Below are 19622 nucleotides of genomic sequence, written 5' to 3'. Positions count from 1 at the left end.
GCGCCGCTAGCGGCGCCAGAAAGCGGGAGTAAACAGCACCAGTACGGTAAAGATTTCCAGGCGTCCGAGCAGCATGGCAACCACCAGCACCCATTTGGCAAAGGCGGGCATGTTGCCGTAGTGGGTGCTGGCTTCGCCCAGCGCCGGCCCCAGGTTGTTGAGCGCTGAGCCCACGGCCGACCAGGCGGTGATCTGATCGACGCCGGTGGCCATGACGCCGACCATCATCAGGAAAAACAGCATCACGTAGACCGAGAAAAAGCCCCACACCGCCTGGGCGATGCTGTCGGGCACGCTGACCTTGCCCACTTTGACCGCGATCACCGCGTTGGGGTGGATCAGCCGCATGACCTCGCGCATGCCCTGCTTCAGGATCAGGATAATGCGGATGACCTTCATCCCGCCGGCGGTGGAGCCGGAACAGCCGCCGACAAAGGCCGCGACAAACAGCAGAAACGGCAGGGCGCCCGGCCAGGTGGAAAAGTCCGCCACGGAAAACCCCGACGTGGTGGCAACGGATACCACCTCGAACAACGCGTGGCGCAGCCCCAGGCTGGTGTCGTAGGTATTCGTCAGCCACAGGGTAATCGTCGTGATGCTGACCAGCCCGAGCAGGAAGAGCATCAGAAACCGCGCTTCGGGGTCCTGAAAGTAGTGCAGCAGGCGTTTTTCGCGCCAGGCAATAAAGTGCAGGCTGAAGCTGAACGCTGAAATCAGCATGAACCCGGCACAGATCAACTCGATGGCGGCGCTGTCAAAAAAGCCGATGCTGGCGTCGTGGGTGGAAAACCCGCCGATGGCCACGGTGGAAAAACTGTGCCCGATGGCATCAAACCAGTCCATGCCCGCGGCCATGTAGGCGAGCGTGCAGGCGATGGTCAGCGTGACGTAAATGTACCAGAGCGCCTTGGCGGTTTCGGTGATGCGCGGGGTGAGCTTGGAATCTTTCAGCGGGCCGGGGATTTCGGTGCGATACAGCGCCATGCCGCCGACGCCCAGCGTGGGCAGAATGGCTACGGCCAGCACCACGATCCCCATGCCGCCAAGCCACTGTAGCTGCTGGCGATAGTAGCGGATGGACTCGGGCAGAAAGTCGATTCCGGTGATGACCGTGGCACCGGTGGTGGTAAGCCCGGAGAACGACTCGAACACGGCATCGGTCAGCGACAGCGCCGCTTCGCCGAAAAGCATCAGCGGCAGCGAGCCGAACAGCGCCAGCACCGTCCAGAACATCGCCGCGATGAGAAAGCCGTCGCGGATGCGCAGCTCCTTGTGCTCGCGGCGGTTGGGCAGGTAAAGCATCAGGCCGGTGATCGCCGTAATGGCGATACCGATGGCAAACGCGTTCCATGCGCCGTCGCGAAACCATAGCGACACCAGCATTGGCGGCAGCATGGTGAGGCTGAACAGCATCAGCAAAAGCCCCAGTATACGCAGAATCACCCGCAGGCTCATGGTCGGCGTGGCTCCTTGTGGTTGGTCACGCAGGGTGGGCGCAGGAGGTGCGGCATATCAGAAAAAGCTCAGCCCGACCTGAAACAGGCGCTCGACGTCGCGGATGCGCCGCTTGTCGATGACGAACAGAATCACGTGGTCGCCTGACTCTACCATTACGTCGCTCCGCGCGATCATCACTTTCTTGCCGCGCACAATGGCGCCAATGGTGGTGCCCTGAGGCAGGTCGATGTCACTAATGCTGCGCCCGACCACCTTGGACGACTGCTTGTCGCCGTGGGCGATGGCCTCGATGGCCTCGGCCGCGCCGCGGCGCAGCGAGTGCACGTTGACGATATCACCGCGGCGCACGTGGGTAAGCAGGCTGCCGATGGTGGCCTGCTGGGGCGAGATGGCGATGTCGATTTCGCCGCCCTGCACCAGGTCGACGTAGGCGGCGTTGTTGATCAGGGTCAGCACCTTTTTGGCCCCGAGACGCTTGGCGAGCAGCGACGACATGATGTTGACCTCGTCGTCGTTGGTCAGCGCGCAGAAAATATCGCAGTCTTCGATGTTTTCTTCTTCCAGCAGGCGCTTGCTGGTCGCGCTGCCGTGCAGCACCACGGTGCGGTCAAGGCGTTCGGACAGCTGGGTACAGCGTTTCAGGCTGTGCTCGATGATCTTGACCTGATGGCTGTGTTCCAGATGTTCGGCCAGACGCTCGCCGATGTGGCCGCCGCCGGCAATGACGATACGGCGAAAGGTGCGCTCGATACGCCGCAGCTCGCTCATGACCGCACGGATATCGCGCCGGGCGGCGAGGAAGAACACTTCGTCGTCGGCTTCGATCACGGTGTCGCCACGCGGGATGATCGGCCGGTTGCGGCGGTAAATGGCCGCCACGCGGGTATCCACGTTGGGCATGTGGCGGCGCAGGAACGCCAGATCCTGGCCCACCAGCGGGCCGCCGTAGAAGGCCTTGACCGCCACCAGCTGTACCAGCCCGCCGGCAAACTCGAGCACCTGCAGCGCGCCGGGGTGTTCGATCAGGCGGCGTACGTGGTCGGTGACCACCTGCTCGGGGCTGATCAGCACGTCGATGGGAATCGCCTCGTGAGCGAAAAGCCCCTTGCGCGTCAGGTAGGCGGTGGTACGCACCCGGGCAATTTTGGTCGGCGTGCGAAACAGCGTGTGCGCCACCTGACAGGCAATCATGTTGATTTCGTCGGTGTTGGTCACCGCGATCAGCATGTCGGCGTCTTCGCAGCCGGCTTCGCGCAGCGTGATCGGGTACGAGCCGGGGCCGGTAATAGTGCGGATATCCAGCTTGGTATGCAGCTCGCGCAGCCGATCGCCGTCGGTATCCACCACGGTGATGTCGTTTTCTTCGCGCGCCAGATGTTCCGCCAGCGTGCCGCCGACCTGGCCGGCGCCGAGAATAATGATTTTCATCGCGTTAGTGGGCGTCCGTCGTCGAGCGCTTCTCTAGCCGCGCATAGAAAAAGCCGTCGTGGCTTTCAAGCTGCGGGAACAGTTGCCGGCCGTCGCCGCTGACCTGCCCCCAGGCGACGTCGTCGGGCGTGGTGACGCGAGCGTTCGGGGTGCGTGCGAGAAAGGCACTGACCTGCTCGGCGTTTTCTTCCGGCAGTACCGAGCAGGTGGCGTAGAGCAGGGTGCCGCCTTCGACCAGCAGCGGCCAGAGGTTGTCCAGGATGCGCCCCTGCAGCGCGGCCAGCTTGGTGATGTCCGAGGGGCGGCGCAGGCGCTTGATATCCGGGTGGCGGCGAATAACGCCGCTTCCCGAGCAGGGCGCGTCGAGCAGAATGGCGTCGAACTCGCCCTGGCTCCAGTCGCCGCGCTGGCTGGCGTCGGCGTGGTGCAGCTCAGCATGCAGGCCGAGGCGCTCAAGCGTGCCTTCGACCCGCCCCAGCCGTCCGCTGTCGCTGTCCAGCGCGGTCATGGCGATGTCGAACTGCTCGAGCAGGTGCGCGGTCTTGCCGCCGGGAGCGCTGCAGGCATCCAGCACGCGGGCGCCGGGGCGCGGCGCGAGCACCGGGCCCAGCAGCACGGCGCTGAGCTGGGCGGCTTCGTCCTGCACGCTGACGTGGCCTTCCTTGAAGCCGGGCAGGGTAGTGACGTCGCAGGGGGTTTCCAGCGTAATGGCATCCGGGGCGTGCGGGCATGGCCGGCCTTCCAGACCGCACTCGGTCAAAGCGGCAAGGTAGGCTTCGCGATGGCCGTGGCGGGCATTAACGCGCAGCGTCATGGGGCCGGGCTGGTTATTGGCTTCCGCCAGCTCCCGCCACTGGTCGGGCCAGGCCTTTTTCAGCGCGTTCAACAGCCAGGCGGGGTGGGCCAGCGCGACGCTGGGGTCGCGGTCAACCTGCGTCTGTAGCGCAGCGGATTCGCGCTGTAGGCGGCGCAGGCAGCCGTTAAGCACCCGCGTGGCCCAGGCCTTGTCCAACAGCCGTGCGGCACCGGCGGTTTCACCCACCGCCGCGTGGGCGGGAATGCGCATGTACAGCAGCTGATAAATCCCCAGCAGCAGCAAGGCCTGTACGTCCTGGTCGCGCTTTTTGAACGGCTGGCGCAGCAGCACGCCGGCCAGCGCTTCAAGACGCGGCAGGCGACGGCAGGTGCCAAAGCACAGCTCCTTGAGCAAGCCGCGGTCGCGGGGGATGACGCTGTGTTCATCAAGGCCGGCAAGCGAGCCCTGATCCTTGAGCACTGGCGTCAGGGCGCGGGCGGCAGCAGCGCGGACGTCAAGGCCGGTCGAGCCGGGTTTCGTATCGCGGGGCGAGGTCATTGTGGGGTTCCTTCGCTGGGGCGGCCCAGGCGGTTACCGGCGGCCAGGCGTGGCTGACGGGCATTCAACAGTTCGCGTACGGGCAGGGCTTTGCCGCCGGGCAGCTGCGCGTGAGTCACGTGTAGTACCTCATTGCCGTCTTCGCCGCAGGCGATGCGCAAGCCGTCGTTATCCGGCGCGAGTAAAGTGCCGGGCAGCTGGGCGGCTTCTTGCTGGCCTTCCTCGGCGCTGGCTCTCACTGCTTCGGCGCTGGCCATAAACAGCCGCAGGCGTTCTTCGCCCAGCGTACACCAGGCCACCGGCCAGGGGTTGAAGGCGCGCACCCTGGCGGCAAGCTCGGCGGCGGGACGGGTGAAATCCAGCTCGGCCTCGGCCTTGGAAAGCTTGGCGGCGTAGGTCGCGCCGTTGGCGGGCTGCGGCGTGGTGTGGGCGCGGCCTTCGGCTATCGCGTCAAGCGTGCCGGTGAGCGTGTCGGCGCCCAGCGCTGCCAGCGTGTCGTGCAGTTCGCCGCCGGTGGTGGTCGCGGTGATCGGCGCGCGCGCCTCGCTGAGCACGCCGCCGGTATCAAGCCCGGCATCCATCTGCATGATGGCGACGCCGGATTCGGTGTCCCGGGCTTCAATCGCGCGTTGCAGCGGCGCGGCACCGCGCCAGCGCGGCAGCAACGAGGCGTGCACGTTGACGCATCCCAGCCGTGGAATATCCAGCACTGCCTGGGGCAGCAGCAGGCCGTAGGCCACCACCACCAGCACATCGGCGTTGAGCGCGGCCAGCGCCGCCTGGGCGTCGGCGTCTTTTAGCGTGGCGGGCTGAAAGACGTCAAGCGAATGCTCAAGCGCCAGCGTTTTGACCGGGCCCGGCGTCAACTTGCGGCCGCGGCCGGCGGGGCGATCGGGCTGGGTATACACAGCGACCACCTCGTGATGGCTGTGTAATAGAGCCTTGAGGCTTGCCGCGGCAAAATCCGGCGTGCCGGCGAAAACAACGCGCAGTGGTGACATGAACAACGCAACCCTGAAACGAAAAGGTGGTGACTAGGATAGCCCAACGGCGAAAGGCCGGAAAACCCGGGCGCTGCTGCGGGATAATCCGGCCTTGAAAGCGGTCAGCGGCGCGCTAGGCGTCCTGCATCGGCTTGTAGTGTTTTTGCATTTTCTTGCGCACGCGCTCGCGCTTGAGCGGCGAGAGGTAGTCCACAAACAGCACGCCCTCCAGGTGGTCGAGCTCGTGCTGGATGCAGTGCGCGAGCAGGTCATCGGCCTCAAGCTCGTAGGGCGTGCCTTCGCGGTCAAGCGCGCTGAGCTTGATGCGCAGGTAACGCGGCACTTCGGCGTAGTATTCGGGAATGGAAAGGCAGCCTTCCGAGAGCGGCTCCTTGTCATCGCCAAGTGCTTCGTAGCTCGGGTTGATGAGCACGAGCGGCTCGTTGCCGGTTTCGCTGACGTCCATCACCACCACGCGGCGATGAACATCCACCTGGGTGGCCGCAAGGCCGATGCCGCGGGCGTCGTACATGGTTTCAATCATGTTATCGACCAGCGTGCGCACCTCATCGTCAACCGTTTCAACCGGGGCGGCGGTTTTTCGCAACCGGTCGTCAGGGAAGGTTAATATAGGTAGTTTAGCCATAGCGTTATCTGTACCGTTATGCTGATTCCGTGAGGCACCCAAGCCGTGTGTAAAAGGAAGGGCCGGCTTGTGTGCTTGGTTACCGATCATTATATCATGCTCGTCTGGGCATGCCGACAGCGGACGTCAGAGACGCGATCAGGTGCCAAAAGCCGTTTCAGCGGTTGAGATAACGTGTACGACTCATCACAGGGCGAACAGGTACATGGCAGTACATGACAGGCAGCGTAGCAGGCGAGGTGTTGGGCGGATGGCGGCGGGCATGTTCGCCATACTGTTTCTATGCTCGTTTTTAAGCTCGATTTCAAGCCCGGTTTTCAGCCAGACAGCGGGGGCAGACGGCGTACGAATACGCGATGACGCACCGCAACGCTATACGGTCAAAGCCGGCGATACCCTGTGGGATATTTCAGGGCATTTTTTACACTCGCCCTGGCGTTGGCCCAGCGTGTGGCGGAAAAATCCGCAGATCGATAACCCGCACCTTATTTACCCCGGTGACGTTCTCACCCTGCGCGACTGCGATGGTCGACCGTGCATCAGCCTTGAGCGTGGCCGCAACGTGGTAAAAATCTCGCCCGAGATGCGTGCGCTGCCGCGCCGCGAGGTGATTACGCCGCTGCCGATGAGCGTGCTTGAGGCGTTTTTACGCGAGCATCGCATTGTGGCTGACGCCGAGCCGCTGAACGAGCTGGCGTATGTTATTGCCGGGGATAACAAGCGCCTTATCAGCGGGGCGGGCGACCCGATTTTTGCCCGCGTGGCGGATTCAGCGGATGTTGCCGCGTTGACGTCAGGCGCGCCGCTGGGCATTTTTCGCCCCGGTGAGCGCTACCAGGACGTCGCCGGCCAACCGCTGGGCCGTGAGCTTATTGGCATCGGCGAGGCTGCGCTGATCAGCCGCGATGGCGACGTGGTCAAACTGAGCGTACAAAAAGCCGCTCAGGAGGTGCGCAATAACGACATCCTGCTGCCGCTTGAAACCCGCCTGCAGCCACAGGATATGAGGCCACGCGTGCCGCAGCATGATGTTGCCGGCCATATTGTCGGCGTGCCCGGCGGCGTACGTTTTATCGGCCGCCTGCAGGTGATCGCGATTGATCTGGGCACCGAAGATGGCCTTCAGCCCGGCCACGTGCTGCGTATCGATCAGCAGGGCGAGCGGGTGGTTGATCCGCGCACCGAAGAACTGGTCAAACTGCCCGACGAGACGGCCGGCACGCTGGTGGTGTTCCGGCCTTACGACAAAATCAGCTACGCTATCGTCATGGAGGCCACCAACACGCTGGCCGTCGGTGATGCGGTACGCCCGCCGCGCTAAGCGCCGGGACGGTGATAACGCGGCGATAACGGCTGCAAGGAGAGAGGCATGAACGCCAGGGAGTGGCTGGCAGTCTTTGCGCTGCCGGGGCTTGGGCCCCAGCGGCTGGCCAGAATTGTTGCGCAGGCGCCCGAATGGCCGGAAGGCTGGCTGGTGCTATTGCCCCGCCAGGCGGCCACGGCGCTGCGTTTGTGGCTTGAGCATCCGGCCAGAAGCCCGCTCACGCCCGCCATCGACTCAAGCCTTGCCTGGGAGCAGGCAGCCCCCGAACACACGGTTTTACACCGCGATCACCCCGATTTCCCCGCGCTGCTGAGCGAGATCCCCGACCCGCCGGCCGTGCTTTGGGCGCAGGGCGACCTGCACGCACTGACTCGGCCCGGGCTTGCCGTGGTGGGCAGTCGTCGTCCCACGGCGGAAGGCGCGGCCAACGCTCGGGCGTTTGCGCGGGAGCTTGTCCAACGCGGTTTTTGCATTACCAGCGGCATGGCACTGGGCGTTGACGCCGAGGCTCAGCGCGCCGCGCTGGACGCTGGCGGCGCGAGCATCGCCGTTCTTGCCACCGGTATCGACGTCATCTACCCCGCTCGCCACCGCGAGCTGTACCAGCGGCTGGGCAGCACGCCCGGCGGACTGTTGCTGGCGGAACACCCGCCCGGCACCCGGGCGCATCCGGCTTTTTTTCCGCGTCGCAACCGCATCGTTACCGGCTTGTCGTTGGGCACGCTGGTGGTGGAAGCCGCCGAAAAAAGCGGCTCGCTGGTCAGCGCCCGGCTGACCCTTGAGCAGGGGCGCGAGCTGTTTGCCCTGCCGGCCTCCTTGCATAACGTACAGGCGCGGGGCTCGTTACAGCTGCTGCGCACCGGTGCCACGCTGGTGTGCGAAAGTGATGATATCGTCGCCGAGCTGACTCAGTGGGCCGGTCACCACCCCGCCTGTCAGCCGCCGGCCGCCCACGCGCCGGCAGAGCCGCTGGACGCGCAAGTCGACGAGCCGGCGGACGAATTGCTGGCCGCGTTGAGTGCCACGCCCACGCCAATTGACGCGCTGGTGCAGCAGGCCGGCCTGACCGTGGGCGAGTGCCAGCAGCGCTTGCTGATGCTCGAACTTGACGGGCACGTTGCCCAGCAGCCCGGCGGCTGGGTGCGTCGGGCGCGTCTCTAGCCCTATGCCTGTGGTCTGCGCGGCTATGTTACGATTGTGGCCGCTTGATTGACGCCGCGAGGAGGCCCCATGCCGACGGCTGACCCTGAGTTCTCCCAACATGACAACGCCGCGCTGGCTAGCGCCGTGCGTGCGCTGCGCAATGGCCAGGTGATTGCCTGCCCCACCGAGGCCGTGTGGGGGCTTAGCTGTGACCCGCACAGCGATGCCGCCCTGGCGCAGCTGATGCGCATGAAGGCCCGCGATCCGGCCAAGGGCGTGATTGTGGTGGCAGCCAGCATCGCTCAGTTTGAGCCGTGGCTGAAAGACCTGCCGTATGCGTTGTATGCGCCGCTGCTAACCAGCTGGCCGGGACCGGTGACGTGGCTGGTGCCGGATAACGGCACCGCCCCGGCGCTGGTGCGCGGCGATCATGACTGCGTGGCACTTCGCGTCACCGACCATCCGGGCATGCAGGCGCTGTGCGAGGCGTTTGGCGGTCCGCTGGTGTCTACCTCGGCCAACCGCGCCGGCGAGCCGCCGGCGATGAGTGCGGCCGAGGCGCGCGCTATCTTCGGCACTCAATCGGGCGCCGAGCTGGGCGCTGTCGTTGCCGGCCCGCTTGGCGGGCGCACGCGCCCCAGCCAGATCCGCGACCTGGCCAGCGGCCGCATGCTGCGCGCCTGAAGTCCCGAATTTCCTTCGTTTTATTCTGTTTTAGCCCCCCAGGAGCCAACCGTGGCGCATGAGCATCTTGATGACGTAAAACGCTACCTTCTCGACCTTCAGGAACGCCTGTGCGCAGGGCTTGCCCGCGCCGACGGGCATGCAGACGGCTTCAGGGAAGACAGCTGGACGCGCGAAGAAGGCGGCGGCGGCCGTTCGCGGGTGATTGAAAACGGCGTCGTGTTCGAGAAAGGCGGCGTCAACTATTCCCACGTTTACGGCACCACGCTGCCGCCGTCAGCCACGGCCGCACGCCCCGAGCTTGCCGGGCGCAGCTTTCACGCGGTGGGGGTGTCCTGGGTGCTGCACCCGCACAACCCCCACGTGCCCACCAGCCACGGCAACGTGCGCTTTTTCATTGCCGACAAACCCGGCGAAGCGCCGGTGTGGTGGTTCGGTGGCGGCTTTGACCTGACGCCGTTTTATCCGGTATTGGACGACGTGCGCCACTGGCATCGCGTGGCCAAGGCCGCCTGCGAGCCGTTCGGCAAGGACGTTTATCCGCGCTACAAGGCGTGGTGTGACGACTATTTCTACCTCAAGCACCGCGATGAAACCCGCGGCGTTGGCGGGCTGTTCTTCGACGACGTGAACCAGGACGGCTTTGACGAGTGCTTTGCCTTTCAGCGCGCGGTCGGCGACAGCTTTCTGGATGCCTACCTGCCCATCGTCGAGCGCCGCCGGGATACGCCGTTTGGCAAGCGCGAGCGCGATTTTCAGCTTTACCGCCGCGGGCGCTACGTCGAGTTCAATCTGGTGTGGGACCGCGGCACGCTGTTCGGCCTGCAAAGCGGCGGGCGCACCGAGTCGATCCTGATGTCGATGCCGCCGCTGGCGCGCTGGGAATACGCCTACCTGCCCGAAGAGGAAAGCGCCGAGGCGCGGCTGGCGGCGTTTTTAACCCCCCGCGACTGGCTCGACGAAAAGGAGTAAACCATGGCAGACCGCTACGCCGTATTCGGCAACCCGGTGGCGCACTCAAAGTCGCCGCTGATTCACTCAGCCTTTGCCGAACAAACCGGCCAGACGCTGGAATACGCCACCGTCGAGGCGCCCAAAGATGATTTCACCGGTGCCTGGCAGCGCTTTGTGCACGAGGGCGGCCGCGGCGCCAACGTCACCGTGCCGTTCAAGGGCGAGGCGTATGCGTTAAGCGCCACCCTGAGCCACCGTGCGCGGCGCGCGCAGGCGGTGAACACCCTGATTGTGGGCGGCAACGGGCGCACCTACGGCGACAATACCGACGGCGTCGGGCTGGCGCGGGATCTGGCCCACCACGGCGTGGCATTAAAGAGTAAGCGGGTGCTGGTCGTGGGCGCCGGCGGCGCGGTGCGCGGCGTGTTGGCGCCGCTGTTGGACGAAGCGCCGGGCGAGCTGTTCATCGCCAACCGCACCGCTGAAAAGGCCGTCGCGCTGGCGGAGGCGTTCAGCGATGCCGGACGCGTTAGCGGCGGCGGCTTTGAGGCGATCAGCGGCGCGTTTGACGTGGTGATCAACGGCTCAAGCGCGAGCCTGGCCGGCGATTTACCGCCGCTGCCCGAGACGCTCTTTGCCCCCGGCGCCACGGCCTACGACATGATGTACGGTGCCGAACCCACGGTATTTTTACGCTGGGCAAAGACTCAGGGCGCAAGCCCTATCGACGGGCTGGGCATGCTGGTCGAGCAGGCAGCGGAATCGTTCTTTCTGTGGCGCAGCGTGCGCCCGGATACCGCCGCCGTACGCGCTACGCTGCGCCAGGCCCTTGAAACCAGCCTTTGAGAACGATCCTTGAGAACGGCCCTTTAGGCCTGTTGCCGCCGTTGGACAAGCCCCATCATGCACAGCAGCAGGCCGACCACCGAGGTCATCATGCTGCCGTTGACGATGAACGGAGCGCGTTCGAAAAACGACGCAAAGTCCTGAGCCGAGTCGCGGCACACGCTGGCCACGTAGTCCCAGTGGCCGCCGTCAAGCTGGCAGGCGCGCACGTCGGCAAGCTCCCAGAAATACAGGCCGAGCAGCAGCAGGGGCGGCAGGATCAATAGCAGTAAACCTAAACGTATCATGGTGTTCTCTGTTGAGTGTCAGGGCCTAGGGGCGCTGGCAGTTGGGCTGACGGCCGGCGTTGCGGGCGCTTTGGTAGTCGTTCAGCGCCTGCTGCATGCCGGCTTCAAGCCCGCTGATGCGCTGGCCCTGGCTTGGGTGAGTCGACATCCACGCGGGTGGAGCACCGCCGCCGGCGCGCTGCATGTTTTGCCATAGCGTGACGCTTTCACGCGGGTCAAAACCGGCCTTGGCCATCAGCCGCAGCCCGATCATATCGGCTTCGCTTTCGTGACGGCGGGAAAAGGGCAGCAGGATACCGTACTGCGCGCCCATGCCCAAAAGCCCCATCAGCTGTTCGCCGCCTGCACCCTCGATTCCGGCAGAGCTGGACAGCACCGACAGGCCCAGCTGGGTGGCGCTTTCGGTCGAGGCGCGTTCGTTGGCGTGGTTGGCCAGCACGTGGCCCACTTCATGGCCCAGCACCGTTGCCAGCTGGGCCTGGTTGTCGGCGACGTCTAGCATGCCGCTGTTAACGCCCATGTAGCCGCCGGGCAGCGCGAAGGCGTTGGGCTCGTCGGCCTTGAACACTTCCACTTCCCAGTTTTGCTGGCGCTGTTCGCCGGGCAGTTCGGCCACGATCGCCTGGGCCACGCACTGCACGTAGCGCTGGCTGGACGCGTCGGCGGCGGGCAGCTTCTGTTGATACTGGTCAAACGCCTGAGCGCCCATCTGATTGAGCTGGTCGTCCGACATCAGCAACAGCTGGGAGCGCCCGGTCGGTGAGGTGGTGCAGGCGGCAAGCGCCGTCAGCATCGTGGTGCAAAGAGCGGTTACGGCAAGGGGACGAAACCAGCGCATAAACGTTTCCTTATCAATAGGTGAGGGTTCAGACTCGCAGGATAACAAGCAATAAGCGTAACGCGAGCATAATCTACAACGGAGGAAATTTGATGGATGCCGAGCTGACGCATCGATTGACGCAGCTTCTGGACCGCGTTGAGCACTGGCTGCCGCCGGCGCCCGAGCAGGTCGACTGGGACACCCACGTGGCCGCTTTGTGGCAGCGTCACCCGCTGGGTGGGCGGCTGGTGCCGGTACCGGTACGCGACGGCGTAATGCTGGATGATCTTCTGGGTATCGAACGCCAGAAACTTGCGCTGGTGGATAATACCCGCGCTTTTTTGCAGGGGCTGCCGGCTAACCACGCGCTGGTATGGGGCGCCCGGGGCAGCGGTAAATCGTCGCTCATGCGCGCGCTGCTCAACTCGTTGGCCGCCGACGGGCTGCGCATGATCCAGATCGACCGCCACGACCTGAGCCGCCTGCCCACGCTGGTAGAAGAGCTCAGGCGCGTGCCACATCGCTTTGTGGTGTACTGCGATGACTTGTCGTTTGAAGGCCACGACGATGCCTACAAGGCGCTGAAAAGCGTGCTTGACGGCGCGCTCACCGGCCCGCCGGAAAACGTGCTGCTGTACGCCACCTCGAATCGCCGCCACCTGCTGCCCGAATCCATGGACGACAACCGCGCCTCACATCTCGTGGGCGATGAACTGCACCACGGCGACGCGGTGGAGGAGAAGATTTCGCTGTCAGACCGCTTTGGCCTGTGGCTGGGGTTTCATCCGTTCAATCAGGACGTGTATCTGCAGGCCTGCGCCCACTGGGTGTCGCAGCTGGGTACGCCGGCCGATTGGGACGCCTCGGCGCGTGCCGAAGCGGTGCGTTACGCCACGCTGCGCGGCGGGCGCAGCGGACGCGTGGCGTATCAGTTTGCCAATCAGTGGATTGGTACAAGACGGCTGCACGCCGCTGACGCCTGAGACGTCAGCGGTAGCCTGAACGCAGGGCGCTAGCGGCGCGCCTTGCGCGCCTCCTTGGTGCGGTTGAGCTCGCGCTTTTTGGCCTTGTCCTTGTCGCTGGCGCCGGCCATGTTGTCGTAGGGGTTATCCCCCGAACGAAACTCGAAGCGCATGGGCGTGCCGCGCACCTTCAGCACCTTGCGGAAGGTGTTGGTCAGATAGCGGCGGTACGCCTCGGGCAGTGAGTCGGTCTGGTTGCCGTGAACCACGATGATCGGCGGGTTGCTGCCGCCCTGGTGCGCCATGCGCAGCTTGATCCGCCGCCCGTGAACCATCGGCGGCGCATGCTGGCTGACGGCATCCTGCAGCAGCGTGGTCAGCCGGTTGGTCGACCAGTGCGCGTTGGCCGCTTCGAAGGCGCGGTCGATCGACGGATACAGGTCGCCCACCGCGGTGCCGTGCAACGCCGAGATAAAGTGCATCTCGGCGTAGTCGGCAAAGCCCAGCCGGCGTTTGATCTCGGTGCGCATCTTGTCCTTGGCTTCGCTTTCCAGCCCGTCCCACTTGTTGATCGCCAACACCAGCGCGCGACCGGTGGTGAGCACGTAGTCGAGCAGGTGCAGATCCTGCTCCACAAGGCCGGTGCGGGCGTCGAGCACCATCACTGCGACGTGACATTCCTTGATCGCTTCGAGCGCCTTGATGATCGAAAATTTCTCGGTCACCTCGCGCACGTTTTTGCGCCGGCGCACGCCGGCGGTATCGATCAGCACATAGGGCTTGCCGCGCCGCTCGAAGGGAATCTCGATGGCGTCACGGGTGGTGCCGGCTTCGTCAAACACCACCACGCGGTCTTCGCCGAGCAGGCGGTTGACCAGCGTTGACTTGCCCACGTTGGGCCGGCCAATGACGCCGATACGCACGCCCTTGGTGCCGGTGTCGGCGGGGATCGATTCGTCGCGCTCGGGAAACGGCTCAAGCACCAGGTCGACCAGCGAGACCACGTTGCGTCCGTGGGCGGCGGCAATGGCGTGGGGATCACCCAGTCCCAGCGCCCAGAAATCGGCCATGGCCGAATGCTCTTCCAGCCCGTCGGTCTTGTTGACCACCAGCCAGGTCTTTTTCTGGTTGACCCGCAGGTGGTTGGCAATGGCTTCATCGGCGACGTTGCGGCCGGCACGGGCGTCAACCATGAACAGGACAATGTCAGCCTCGTCAATGGCGGCGAGCGACTGCTCGGCCATGGCGGCGTTGATGCCCTGCTCGTCACCGTTGATGCCGCCGGTGTCGATCACCGTATAGGCCTTGCCGCCGAGCATGCCGTTGCCGTACTTGCGGTCACGGGTGAGGCCGGGAAAATCGGCCACCAGCGCATCGCGAGAACGCGTCATATGGTTGAACAGGGTGGATTTGCCCACGTTGGGGCGGCCGACTAAGGCGATAACCGGTGTCATGGAGAAACGTCCAGAGTTTCCAGGGTGCCATCGTTGGCCAGCACGTGAATCGTGCCGCCCTCGGTGACGGGGGTGACGCTGAGACCTGAGCGGTCAACGCGGGTGCGTCCTACCAGCTGGCCGTCACGAGCGTCGAGTAAATGCAGGTAGCCTTCGAAGTCGCCGACCACAATGCGCCCATCGGCAAAGGCCGGGGCGGTCAGCCAGCGGCCTTCCAGCTTGTCGTTCTGCCACAGGGGATCGCCGCTCTGAGCATCAAGCGCGACCACGTGGCTGTCATCGGCGACCACAAACAGGTAGTCGCCCACCAAGAGCGGCGTGTGACGGCTGGAGAGCTCGCGTTCCCACATCAGCTTGCCGCGGGTCGCTTCCAGCGCGAGCAGGCGGCCGTTATAACTGGTGACGTAGAGTCGGCCGTCCTGAGTCAGCAACGGCTGACCGGTAAGATCTACCAGCCGGTCGACTTCGCTGCGCCCCTGGGGAATGGCGACCTGCTGTTGCCACAGTGGCTGACCGGTGCGGTTATCCAGCGTCACCAGACGGCCGTTGGCAAAGCCGGCGAAGGTGACGGGATCAATGGTCTGGGGCGTGCCGGTGCCGCGCAGGGTGAGCGAGGGCAGCGAGCTTTTGTACGTCCAGCGCGCATCGCCACTCTGGCGGTCAAGCGCGGTAATCTGGCCGTCGGTACTTTGCACGATCAGCAATTCGCGGTTGGCCTGAGGCGCGGCCAGCACTTCGCTGGAGACGCGCGCGCGCCACTGTTCGCTGCCGTCTTGCTGATCAAGCGCAACGACTTCGCCGTTGCGGGTACCCAGATAGACCTGGCCGTCGATGGCGGAAAGCCCGCTGGAAACGGGGCTTTCCAGATCGATTTCCCAGTTTCGTTCGCCGCTTTTGGCGTTCAGTGCGACCACCAGGCCTTCGGCATCGGCGGCGAAGAGCCGCGCGCCGTCACGCGCCGGCGTAATGGGGTAGCGCGCCCGGCCCAGCCCGTCGCCAATGCCGGTATCCCAGCGGGTGTCGAGGCTTGAGGTCGCGTCAATGTCGGTGAGTTCTTTGGGCGTATACAGCGGTTCGCCCTTGCTCGCACAGCCGGCAAGCAGGGCCAGCACGCCGGCGCCCAGCGTCAGGCGCAGCGTGTGGGGAAAACGGGTGGCTATCATAGGGTGGCCTCATCGGTGCCCAGATCATCAAGTTTCAGCGTGACGCCGTAAAGGGGGCGATCCTGTTCGTCGGCCAGCGTCTGTGCCTGCTGCCAGGCGGCGCGGGCCTCGTCTGTCTGGTCGAGAGCGAAGTAGGCGTCGCCGCGCACGTTGTGGCGCTGGGCGGCGAGCGGCTCGACAATACTGTCATCCAGCCGCTCAAGCGCTGCCTGGGCGTCTCCGGCGGCCACGTCGAGGCGTGCCAAACGCAGCCGTGCCAGGCTTTGTACATAGCGCCGGGGCGAGTCCTCTAGCGCTTTCTCAAGGGCTTTTCGGGCGCCCTCCAGATCGTCCTGCTGTACCGCCAGGCGCGCGTCAATCAGTAGCGCGAGCTCGGCGTAGAGCGAGCCGTCGTGGTTCTCGATCAGCTGGTCGGCGGTGTCGCGGGCGCTGGACAGCGCCTGCTCATCGGTTTTTTCCGCCGCGTCCTGGCTGGCGCTCAGCGCCACCAGCTGCTGGTAGCCCAGTGAGGCCGCTTCGGCCTGGCCATCCTGATAGTCTTGCCAGGCGTTGAAGCCAAATATGCCGGCACCGGCCAGCACCACGCCGGCGACCAGTGAGGTGCCGTTTTCTTTCCACCAGCGCTTGATCGCGTCGATCTGTTCTTCTTCGGTTTTCAGCTCCGCCACGGGCGGCCTCCTTGAATCTGTACGAGCCGATGAGCGGCTTAGGGGGTGTCCGCGACGTTGCTTAACAGAGTGTTAAGCGCGTCGGCAAGCTCGCGCTGCGACAGCTGTTGCTGGTCGCGCGCGTCGCGTAAAAACTTCAGCGTCACGGCCTGCTCGCGGCGTTCGTTTTCGCCAAGTAGCAGGGCCAGTGTGGCGCCGCTCTTGTCGGCTTTTTTCATCCGGCTTTTAAAGCTGCCGCCGCCGCAGTGCAGCGTCAGGCGCAGCTCGGGCAGTGCTTCGCGCAGCTGTTCGGCCAGCGTGAGAGCGGCGGGGCTGGAGGCGTCGTCCATGGGCACCAGGTACACGTCGCAGCCGAAAAGCGCTTCATCGGGCACCAGGTCCAGGGTGTCGAGCAGCAAAATCAGTCGCTCGATGCCCATGGCAAAGCCGACGGCCGGCGTGGGCTTGCCGCCCAGCTGCTCGACCAGGCCGTCGTAACGCCCGCCGGCGCAGACGGTGCCCTGGCTGCCCAGCGCATCGGTGGTCCATTCGAACACGGTACGCGAATAGTAATCCAGCCCGCGGACCAGCCGCGGGTTGATCACATAGTCGATGCCGGCGGCGTCGAGCATCACTTTGAGGCGTTCAAAGTGCTCCCGAGACTCGTCGTCAAGGTGATCGATGAGCTGCGGTGCACCGCCGAGCACATCAACCATGGCCGGGTTCTTGGAGTCCAGAATGCGCAGCGGGTTGCTGGTCAGCCGGCGCTTGGAGTCGTCGTCGAGCACCTCAATATGGCGCTCGAAATAGGCCACCAGCGTCTCGCGGTAGGCCGCGCGGGCGTCTGACGAGCCCAGCGAGTTGAGCTCAAGCGTGACGTGATCGGTCAGTCCCAGCTCTTGCCACAGCCGCGCTGACAGCAGGATGACTTCGGCGTCGATGTCCGGGCCGTCAAAGCCGTAGGTTTCCACGCCGACCTGATGAAACTGGCGGTAGCGGCCTTTTTGCGGGCGCTCGTGGCGAAACATCGGGCCTTGATACCAGAGCCGCTGGGTCTGGTTATAGAGCAGACCGTGTTGCATTGCCGCGCGCACGCAGCCGGCGGTGCCTTCGGGGCGCAGTGTCAGGCTGTCGCCGTTGCGATCGTCAAAGGTATACATTTCCTTTTCGACGATATCGGTTACTTCGCCGATGGAGCGGGCGAAAAGGGCGGTCTGTTCGACGATCGGCATGCGGATTTCGGCAAAGCCGTAGCGCGCCATCAGCTGGCGTACCTTGGCTTCAAAAAACTGCCAGCGCGGGCTGTCGCCAGGCAGCAGATCATTCATGCCGCGAATTGCCTGGATTTTTTTAACGGATTGGGCAGCGGACTGGCTCAATGAAAACTCCTTGTGTTACGCCGGCGGCAGGCTACACGCTGCGGGCGATAGTATCTTGTTCGCGCTGTTGTTTTTCGCGCACTTTGTCGCGGATCAAGCGCTCAAGGTCGTCGACCAGGTTGTCATTGCGCAGCTTTTGCGCCGGCTTGCCGTCGAGGTAGACAAGGTTGGCCGGGCTGCCGCCGGTGAGGCCCAGATCACTTTCTTTTGCCTCACCCGGACCGTTGACGATGCAGCCGATGATCGACACATCCAGCGGCGTGCGCACGTCGTCGAGGCGTTCTTCGAGCTGGTTCATGGTGTCGATGACGTCAAAGTTCTGCCGCGAGCAGCTGGGGCAGGCAATGAAATTGATGCCCTTGGAGCGCAGCTTGAGGCTTTTGAGCATGTCAAAGCCGACTTTGACCTCTTCCACCGGGTCGGCGGCAAGCGATACGCGAATGGTGTCGCCGATGCCGTCCATCAGCAGCATGCCTAAGCCGATGGACGACTTGACCGTGCCCGAACGCAGCCCGCCGGCTTCGGTGATCCCCAAATGTAGCGGCTGTTCGATGCGCGCGGCCAGGTCGCGGTAGGCAGCGACGGCCATGAACACGTCGCTGGCCTTGACGCTGACCTTGAAGTCGGGGAAGTCGAGCCGGTCCAGGTGGTCGATATGGCGCAGGGCCGATTCCACCAGCGCGGCGGGCGTGGGTTCGCCGTATTTGCGCTGCAGCGATTTTTCCAGCGAACCGGCGTTGACGCCGATGCGAATGGGCACGCCGTTATCGCGGGCGGCGCTGACCACCGCGCGCACGCGGTCTTCGCGGCCGATATTGCCGGGGTTGATGCGCAGGCAGTCCACGCCCAGTTCGGCGACGCGCAGGGCGATCTTGTGGTCGAAGTGGATATCGGCCACCAGCGGCACGTTAACCTTCTGGCGAATCCGGCCAAAGGTTTCGGCGGCCTCCATGCTGGGCACCGAGACGCGAACGATATCGGCACCGGCGGCTTCCAGCTGACGGATCTGGCCAACCGTGGCCTCGACGTCAAGGGTGTCGGTGTTGGTCATGCTCTGGACGGAAATCGGCGCATCGCCGCCGACCGGAACATTGCCCACGTGAATCTGGCGCGAAACGCGACGTTGAATAGGGGATGGGGCGTGCATACGGCGGGTCACTCTCCCAGGGTAAAGCGGGCGACGTTATTGGCGCCGGCGTGCCGGGCAAGATCAACGACCTTGCCCTGATAGCGCAGCTCGACGCCGGTAGCGTTACCGACGGTTAAACGAAACGGCGGCTGGCCTTCTACGCTTGCGTCGGTGCCGGGCTGTTGCAGGCCGACAAAGACGCGCTGATCGCGGGCATCGAAAATTTCCGTCCACGATTGCTGATTGAAGGTTAGCGCCAGGGTATTGGCAGTGGCGGCGTCGGCGCGTTCTTGGGCAGCGCGCGCCACCGCGGTGGCCGCGGCCAGTGCGGTTTTCGACAGCGTGGCGGCTTCCGGCTCTGCCGTGGAGGCGGCGCGCGGGTTGGCCTCGGTGCTGCTGCCGGTGTCAGACGGCTTGGCCTCATCGCGGGGCTCCGTGCTGGCGGCCGGGGCATCGCTGGTCGAGGGCATATCCGGTGCGTTGGCCGTTTCCGGAGCAGTTTCAGCGGCGGTGGTGTCGTCAAGTCCCGGCGGCGTATTGCCGCCGCGACTTTGCCACCAGGTAACGGTGACGCCGATCAGGCCGGCAATCACTAAAAGCGTCACCAGTTTGAATAACAGCCCGCCCAGCTTTGAGGGCGGCCGGGTGACGGAGACCGGCTTGATCTCGCTTTCTGTATCGGCATTACCGTAGCGCGCGCGGTAAGCCTCGAGCACGGGCTTATCGTCCATGCCCAGGTATTTGGCATAGGTGCGTAGATAGCCGCGGCGATAGGTAGCCACGGGGATTTCCGCGTAATGATCCTGCTCAAGCCCCGCTACCACCGCCGGGCGCAAGTGCAGGGCCAGCGCGGCGTCCTCAAGGGAAATCGCCTGGCGTTCCCGCTCGTGTTGCAAAAGCTGGCCGGGAGAGGCGCTACGCGGCTCGTCAGCGTATTCGGAAGTGTGTATGTCGCTCATGG

At 64.6% G+C, this 19622-nt stretch carries 19 protein-coding genes; 6 read left to right on the top strand and 13 right to left on the bottom strand.

Features of this window, described 5'->3' with window-relative positions; all coding sequences use genetic code 11:
- Positions 1-6 precede the first annotated feature (6 nt).
- The 5 genes from B5495_RS06075 to def form a co-directional block, all read right to left on the bottom strand.
- Positions 7-1455 carry a TrkH family potassium uptake protein gene (locus tag B5495_RS06075; RefSeq protein ID WP_079552164.1) on the bottom strand — a complete coding sequence of 483 codons (1449 nt, stop codon included), beginning with the start codon at positions 1453-1455 and terminating at the stop codon, positions 7-9.
- 57 nt (positions 1456-1512) lie between these two features.
- Positions 1513-2886 (bottom strand): Trk system potassium transporter TrkA, encoded by a 1374-nt coding sequence (trkA, locus tag B5495_RS06070; protein ID WP_079552162.1) that lies wholly within the window; start codon positions 2884-2886, stop codon positions 1513-1515.
- 4 nt (positions 2887-2890) lie between these two features.
- On the bottom strand, positions 2891-4240 hold the full coding sequence (rsmB, locus tag B5495_RS06065) for a 16S rRNA (cytosine(967)-C(5))-methyltransferase RsmB (protein WP_079552160.1): 1350 nt from the start codon (positions 4238-4240) through the stop codon (positions 2891-2893).
- Positions 4237-5241 (bottom strand): methionyl-tRNA formyltransferase, encoded by a 1005-nt coding sequence (gene fmt, locus B5495_RS06060; protein WP_079552159.1) that lies wholly within the window; start codon positions 5239-5241, stop codon positions 4237-4239. Before fmt ends, rsmB begins: the two co-directional genes overlap by 4 nt.
- 115 nt (positions 5242-5356) lie before the next feature.
- Positions 5357-5869: a peptide deformylase gene (def, locus tag B5495_RS06055; RefSeq protein WP_079552157.1), complete on the bottom strand. Its 513-nt coding sequence runs from the start codon at positions 5867-5869 to the stop codon at positions 5357-5359.
- A 262-nt stretch (positions 5870-6131) separates the two neighbouring features.
- Here def and B5495_RS06050 point away from each other — a divergent pair, with 262 nt between their 5' ends.
- The 5 genes from B5495_RS06050 to aroE all read left to right on the top strand — a co-directional run bounded on the left by B5495_RS06050 (position 6132) and on the right by aroE (position 10820).
- Complete coding sequence (locus B5495_RS06050) at positions 6132-7190, top strand: LysM peptidoglycan-binding domain-containing protein (protein WP_231897241.1); 1059 nt, start codon at positions 6132-6134, stop codon at positions 7188-7190.
- 48 nt (positions 7191-7238) lie between these two features.
- Positions 7239-8354 carry a DNA-processing protein DprA gene (dprA, locus tag B5495_RS06045; RefSeq protein ID WP_079552153.1) on the top strand — a complete coding sequence of 372 codons (1116 nt, stop codon included), beginning with the start codon at positions 7239-7241 and terminating at the stop codon, positions 8352-8354.
- Positions 8355-8423: 69 nt separating this feature from the next.
- Positions 8424-9020, top strand: a complete 597-nt coding sequence (gene tsaC / locus B5495_RS06040; RefSeq protein WP_079552152.1) for an L-threonylcarbamoyladenylate synthase type 1 TsaC — start codon at positions 8424-8426, stop codon at positions 9018-9020.
- A gap of 51 nt (positions 9021-9071) precedes the next feature.
- Positions 9072-9992, top strand: coding sequence for an oxygen-dependent coproporphyrinogen oxidase (gene hemF, locus B5495_RS06035; protein WP_079552150.1), 921 nt, complete (start codon positions 9072-9074; stop codon positions 9990-9992).
- Between the two features lie 3 nt (positions 9993-9995).
- Positions 9996-10820 carry a shikimate dehydrogenase gene (gene aroE / locus B5495_RS06030; protein WP_079552148.1) on the top strand — a complete coding sequence of 275 codons (825 nt, stop codon included), beginning with the start codon at positions 9996-9998 and terminating at the stop codon, positions 10818-10820.
- 23 nt (positions 10821-10843) lie between these two features.
- Here aroE and B5495_RS06025 read toward each other — a convergent pair whose 3' ends face one another.
- Positions 10844-11107, bottom strand: coding sequence for a hypothetical protein (locus tag B5495_RS06025; protein ID WP_079552146.1), 264 nt, complete (start codon positions 11105-11107; stop codon positions 10844-10846).
- Positions 11108-11132: 25 nt separating this feature from the next.
- Positions 11133-11945 (bottom strand): M48 family metallopeptidase, encoded by an 813-nt coding sequence (locus tag B5495_RS06020; protein WP_079552145.1) that lies wholly within the window; start codon positions 11943-11945, stop codon positions 11133-11135.
- 92 nt (positions 11946-12037) lie between these two features.
- Between B5495_RS06020 and B5495_RS06015 the strand changes: the two genes are divergently transcribed.
- Positions 12038-12910: an ATP-binding protein gene (locus B5495_RS06015; RefSeq protein WP_079552143.1), complete on the top strand. Its 873-nt coding sequence runs from the start codon at positions 12038-12040 to the stop codon at positions 12908-12910.
- A gap of 29 nt (positions 12911-12939) precedes the next feature.
- Here the strand turns inward: B5495_RS06015 and der are convergent, their stop codons facing one another.
- The 6 genes from der to B5495_RS05985 are packed head-to-tail and all read right to left on the bottom strand — an operon-like array spanning position 12940 to position 19620.
- On the bottom strand, positions 12940-14343 hold the full coding sequence (gene der / locus B5495_RS06010; RefSeq protein WP_079552142.1) for a ribosome biogenesis GTPase Der: 1404 nt from the start codon (positions 14341-14343) through the stop codon (positions 12940-12942).
- Positions 14340-15506, bottom strand: coding sequence for an outer membrane protein assembly factor BamB (bamB, locus tag B5495_RS06005; protein WP_079552140.1), 1167 nt, complete (start codon positions 15504-15506; stop codon positions 14340-14342). The genes der and bamB overlap by 4 nt, the downstream gene beginning before the upstream one ends.
- A complete protein-coding gene (locus B5495_RS06000; RefSeq protein ID WP_079552138.1) occupies positions 15503-16174 on the bottom strand; it encodes a YfgM family protein in 672 nt (223 codons plus the stop codon). Before B5495_RS06000 ends, bamB begins: the two co-directional genes overlap by 4 nt.
- Positions 16175-16212: 38 nt before the next feature.
- On the bottom strand, positions 16213-17532 hold the full coding sequence (gene hisS, locus B5495_RS05995; protein WP_079552136.1) for a histidine--tRNA ligase: 1320 nt from the start codon (positions 17530-17532) through the stop codon (positions 16213-16215).
- 31 nt (positions 17533-17563) lie between these two features.
- Entirely contained in the window at positions 17564-18679 is a 1116-nt protein-coding gene (gene ispG, locus B5495_RS05990) for a flavodoxin-dependent (E)-4-hydroxy-3-methylbut-2-enyl-diphosphate synthase (RefSeq protein ID WP_079552134.1), read from the bottom strand.
- Positions 18680-18687: 8 nt separating this feature from the next.
- A complete protein-coding gene (locus B5495_RS05985; protein ID WP_079552133.1) occupies positions 18688-19620 on the bottom strand; it encodes a RodZ domain-containing protein in 933 nt (310 codons plus the stop codon).
- Positions 19621-19622: the final 2 nt, after the last annotated feature.

It is taken from the genome of Vreelandella subglaciescola (assembly GCF_900142895.1).
Classification (GTDB): domain Bacteria; phylum Pseudomonadota; class Gammaproteobacteria; order Pseudomonadales; family Halomonadaceae; genus Vreelandella; species Vreelandella subglaciescola.
The sequence above is the reverse complement of the archived record's forward strand: the minus strand, read 5'-3'. Positions and strand labels throughout refer to the sequence as shown.

What these genes read in the sequence shown, in the direction of transcription:
- B5495_RS06075 (WP_079552164.1), bottom strand. Translation starts at nt 1,455, where the DNA reads ATGAGCCTGCGGGTGATTCTGCGTATACTGGGGCTTTTGCTGATGCTG.
- trkA (WP_079552162.1), bottom strand. Translation starts at nt 2,886, where the DNA reads ATGAAAATCATTATTCTCGGCGCCGGCCAGGTCGGCGGCACGCTGGCG.
- rsmB (WP_079552160.1), bottom strand. Translation starts at nt 4,240, where the DNA reads ATGACCTCGCCCCGCGATACGAAACCCGGCTCGACCGGCCTTGACGTC.
- fmt (WP_079552159.1), bottom strand. Translation starts at nt 5,241, where the DNA reads ATGTCACCACTGCGCGTTGTTTTCGCCGGCACGCCGGATTTTGCCGCG.
- def (WP_079552157.1), bottom strand. Translation starts at nt 5,869, where the DNA reads ATGGCTAAACTACCTATATTAACCTTCCCTGACGACCGGTTGCGAAAA.
- B5495_RS06050 (WP_231897241.1), top strand. Translation starts at nt 6,132, where the DNA reads ATGTTCGCCATACTGTTTCTATGCTCGTTTTTAAGCTCGATTTCAAGC.
- dprA (WP_079552153.1), top strand. Translation starts at nt 7,239, where the DNA reads ATGAACGCCAGGGAGTGGCTGGCAGTCTTTGCGCTGCCGGGGCTTGGG.
- tsaC (WP_079552152.1), top strand. Translation starts at nt 8,424, where the DNA reads ATGCCGACGGCTGACCCTGAGTTCTCCCAACATGACAACGCCGCGCTG.
- aroE (WP_079552148.1), top strand. Translation starts at nt 9,996, where the DNA reads ATGGCAGACCGCTACGCCGTATTCGGCAACCCGGTGGCGCACTCAAAG.
- B5495_RS06025 (WP_079552146.1), bottom strand. Translation starts at nt 11,107, where the DNA reads ATGATACGTTTAGGTTTACTGCTATTGATCCTGCCGCCCCTGCTGCTG.
- B5495_RS06020 (WP_079552145.1), bottom strand. Translation starts at nt 11,945, where the DNA reads ATGCGCTGGTTTCGTCCCCTTGCCGTAACCGCTCTTTGCACCACGATG.
- B5495_RS06015 (WP_079552143.1), top strand. Translation starts at nt 12,038, where the DNA reads ATGGATGCCGAGCTGACGCATCGATTGACGCAGCTTCTGGACCGCGTT.
- der (WP_079552142.1), bottom strand. Translation starts at nt 14,343, where the DNA reads ATGACACCGGTTATCGCCTTAGTCGGCCGCCCCAACGTGGGCAAATCC.
- bamB (WP_079552140.1), bottom strand. Translation starts at nt 15,506, where the DNA reads ATGATAGCCACCCGTTTTCCCCACACGCTGCGCCTGACGCTGGGCGCC.
- ispG (WP_079552134.1), bottom strand. Translation starts at nt 18,679, where the DNA reads ATGCACGCCCCATCCCCTATTCAACGTCGCGTTTCGCGCCAGATTCAC.
- B5495_RS05985 (WP_079552133.1), bottom strand. Translation starts at nt 19,620, where the DNA reads ATGAGCGACATACACACTTCCGAATACGCTGACGAGCCGCGTAGCGCC.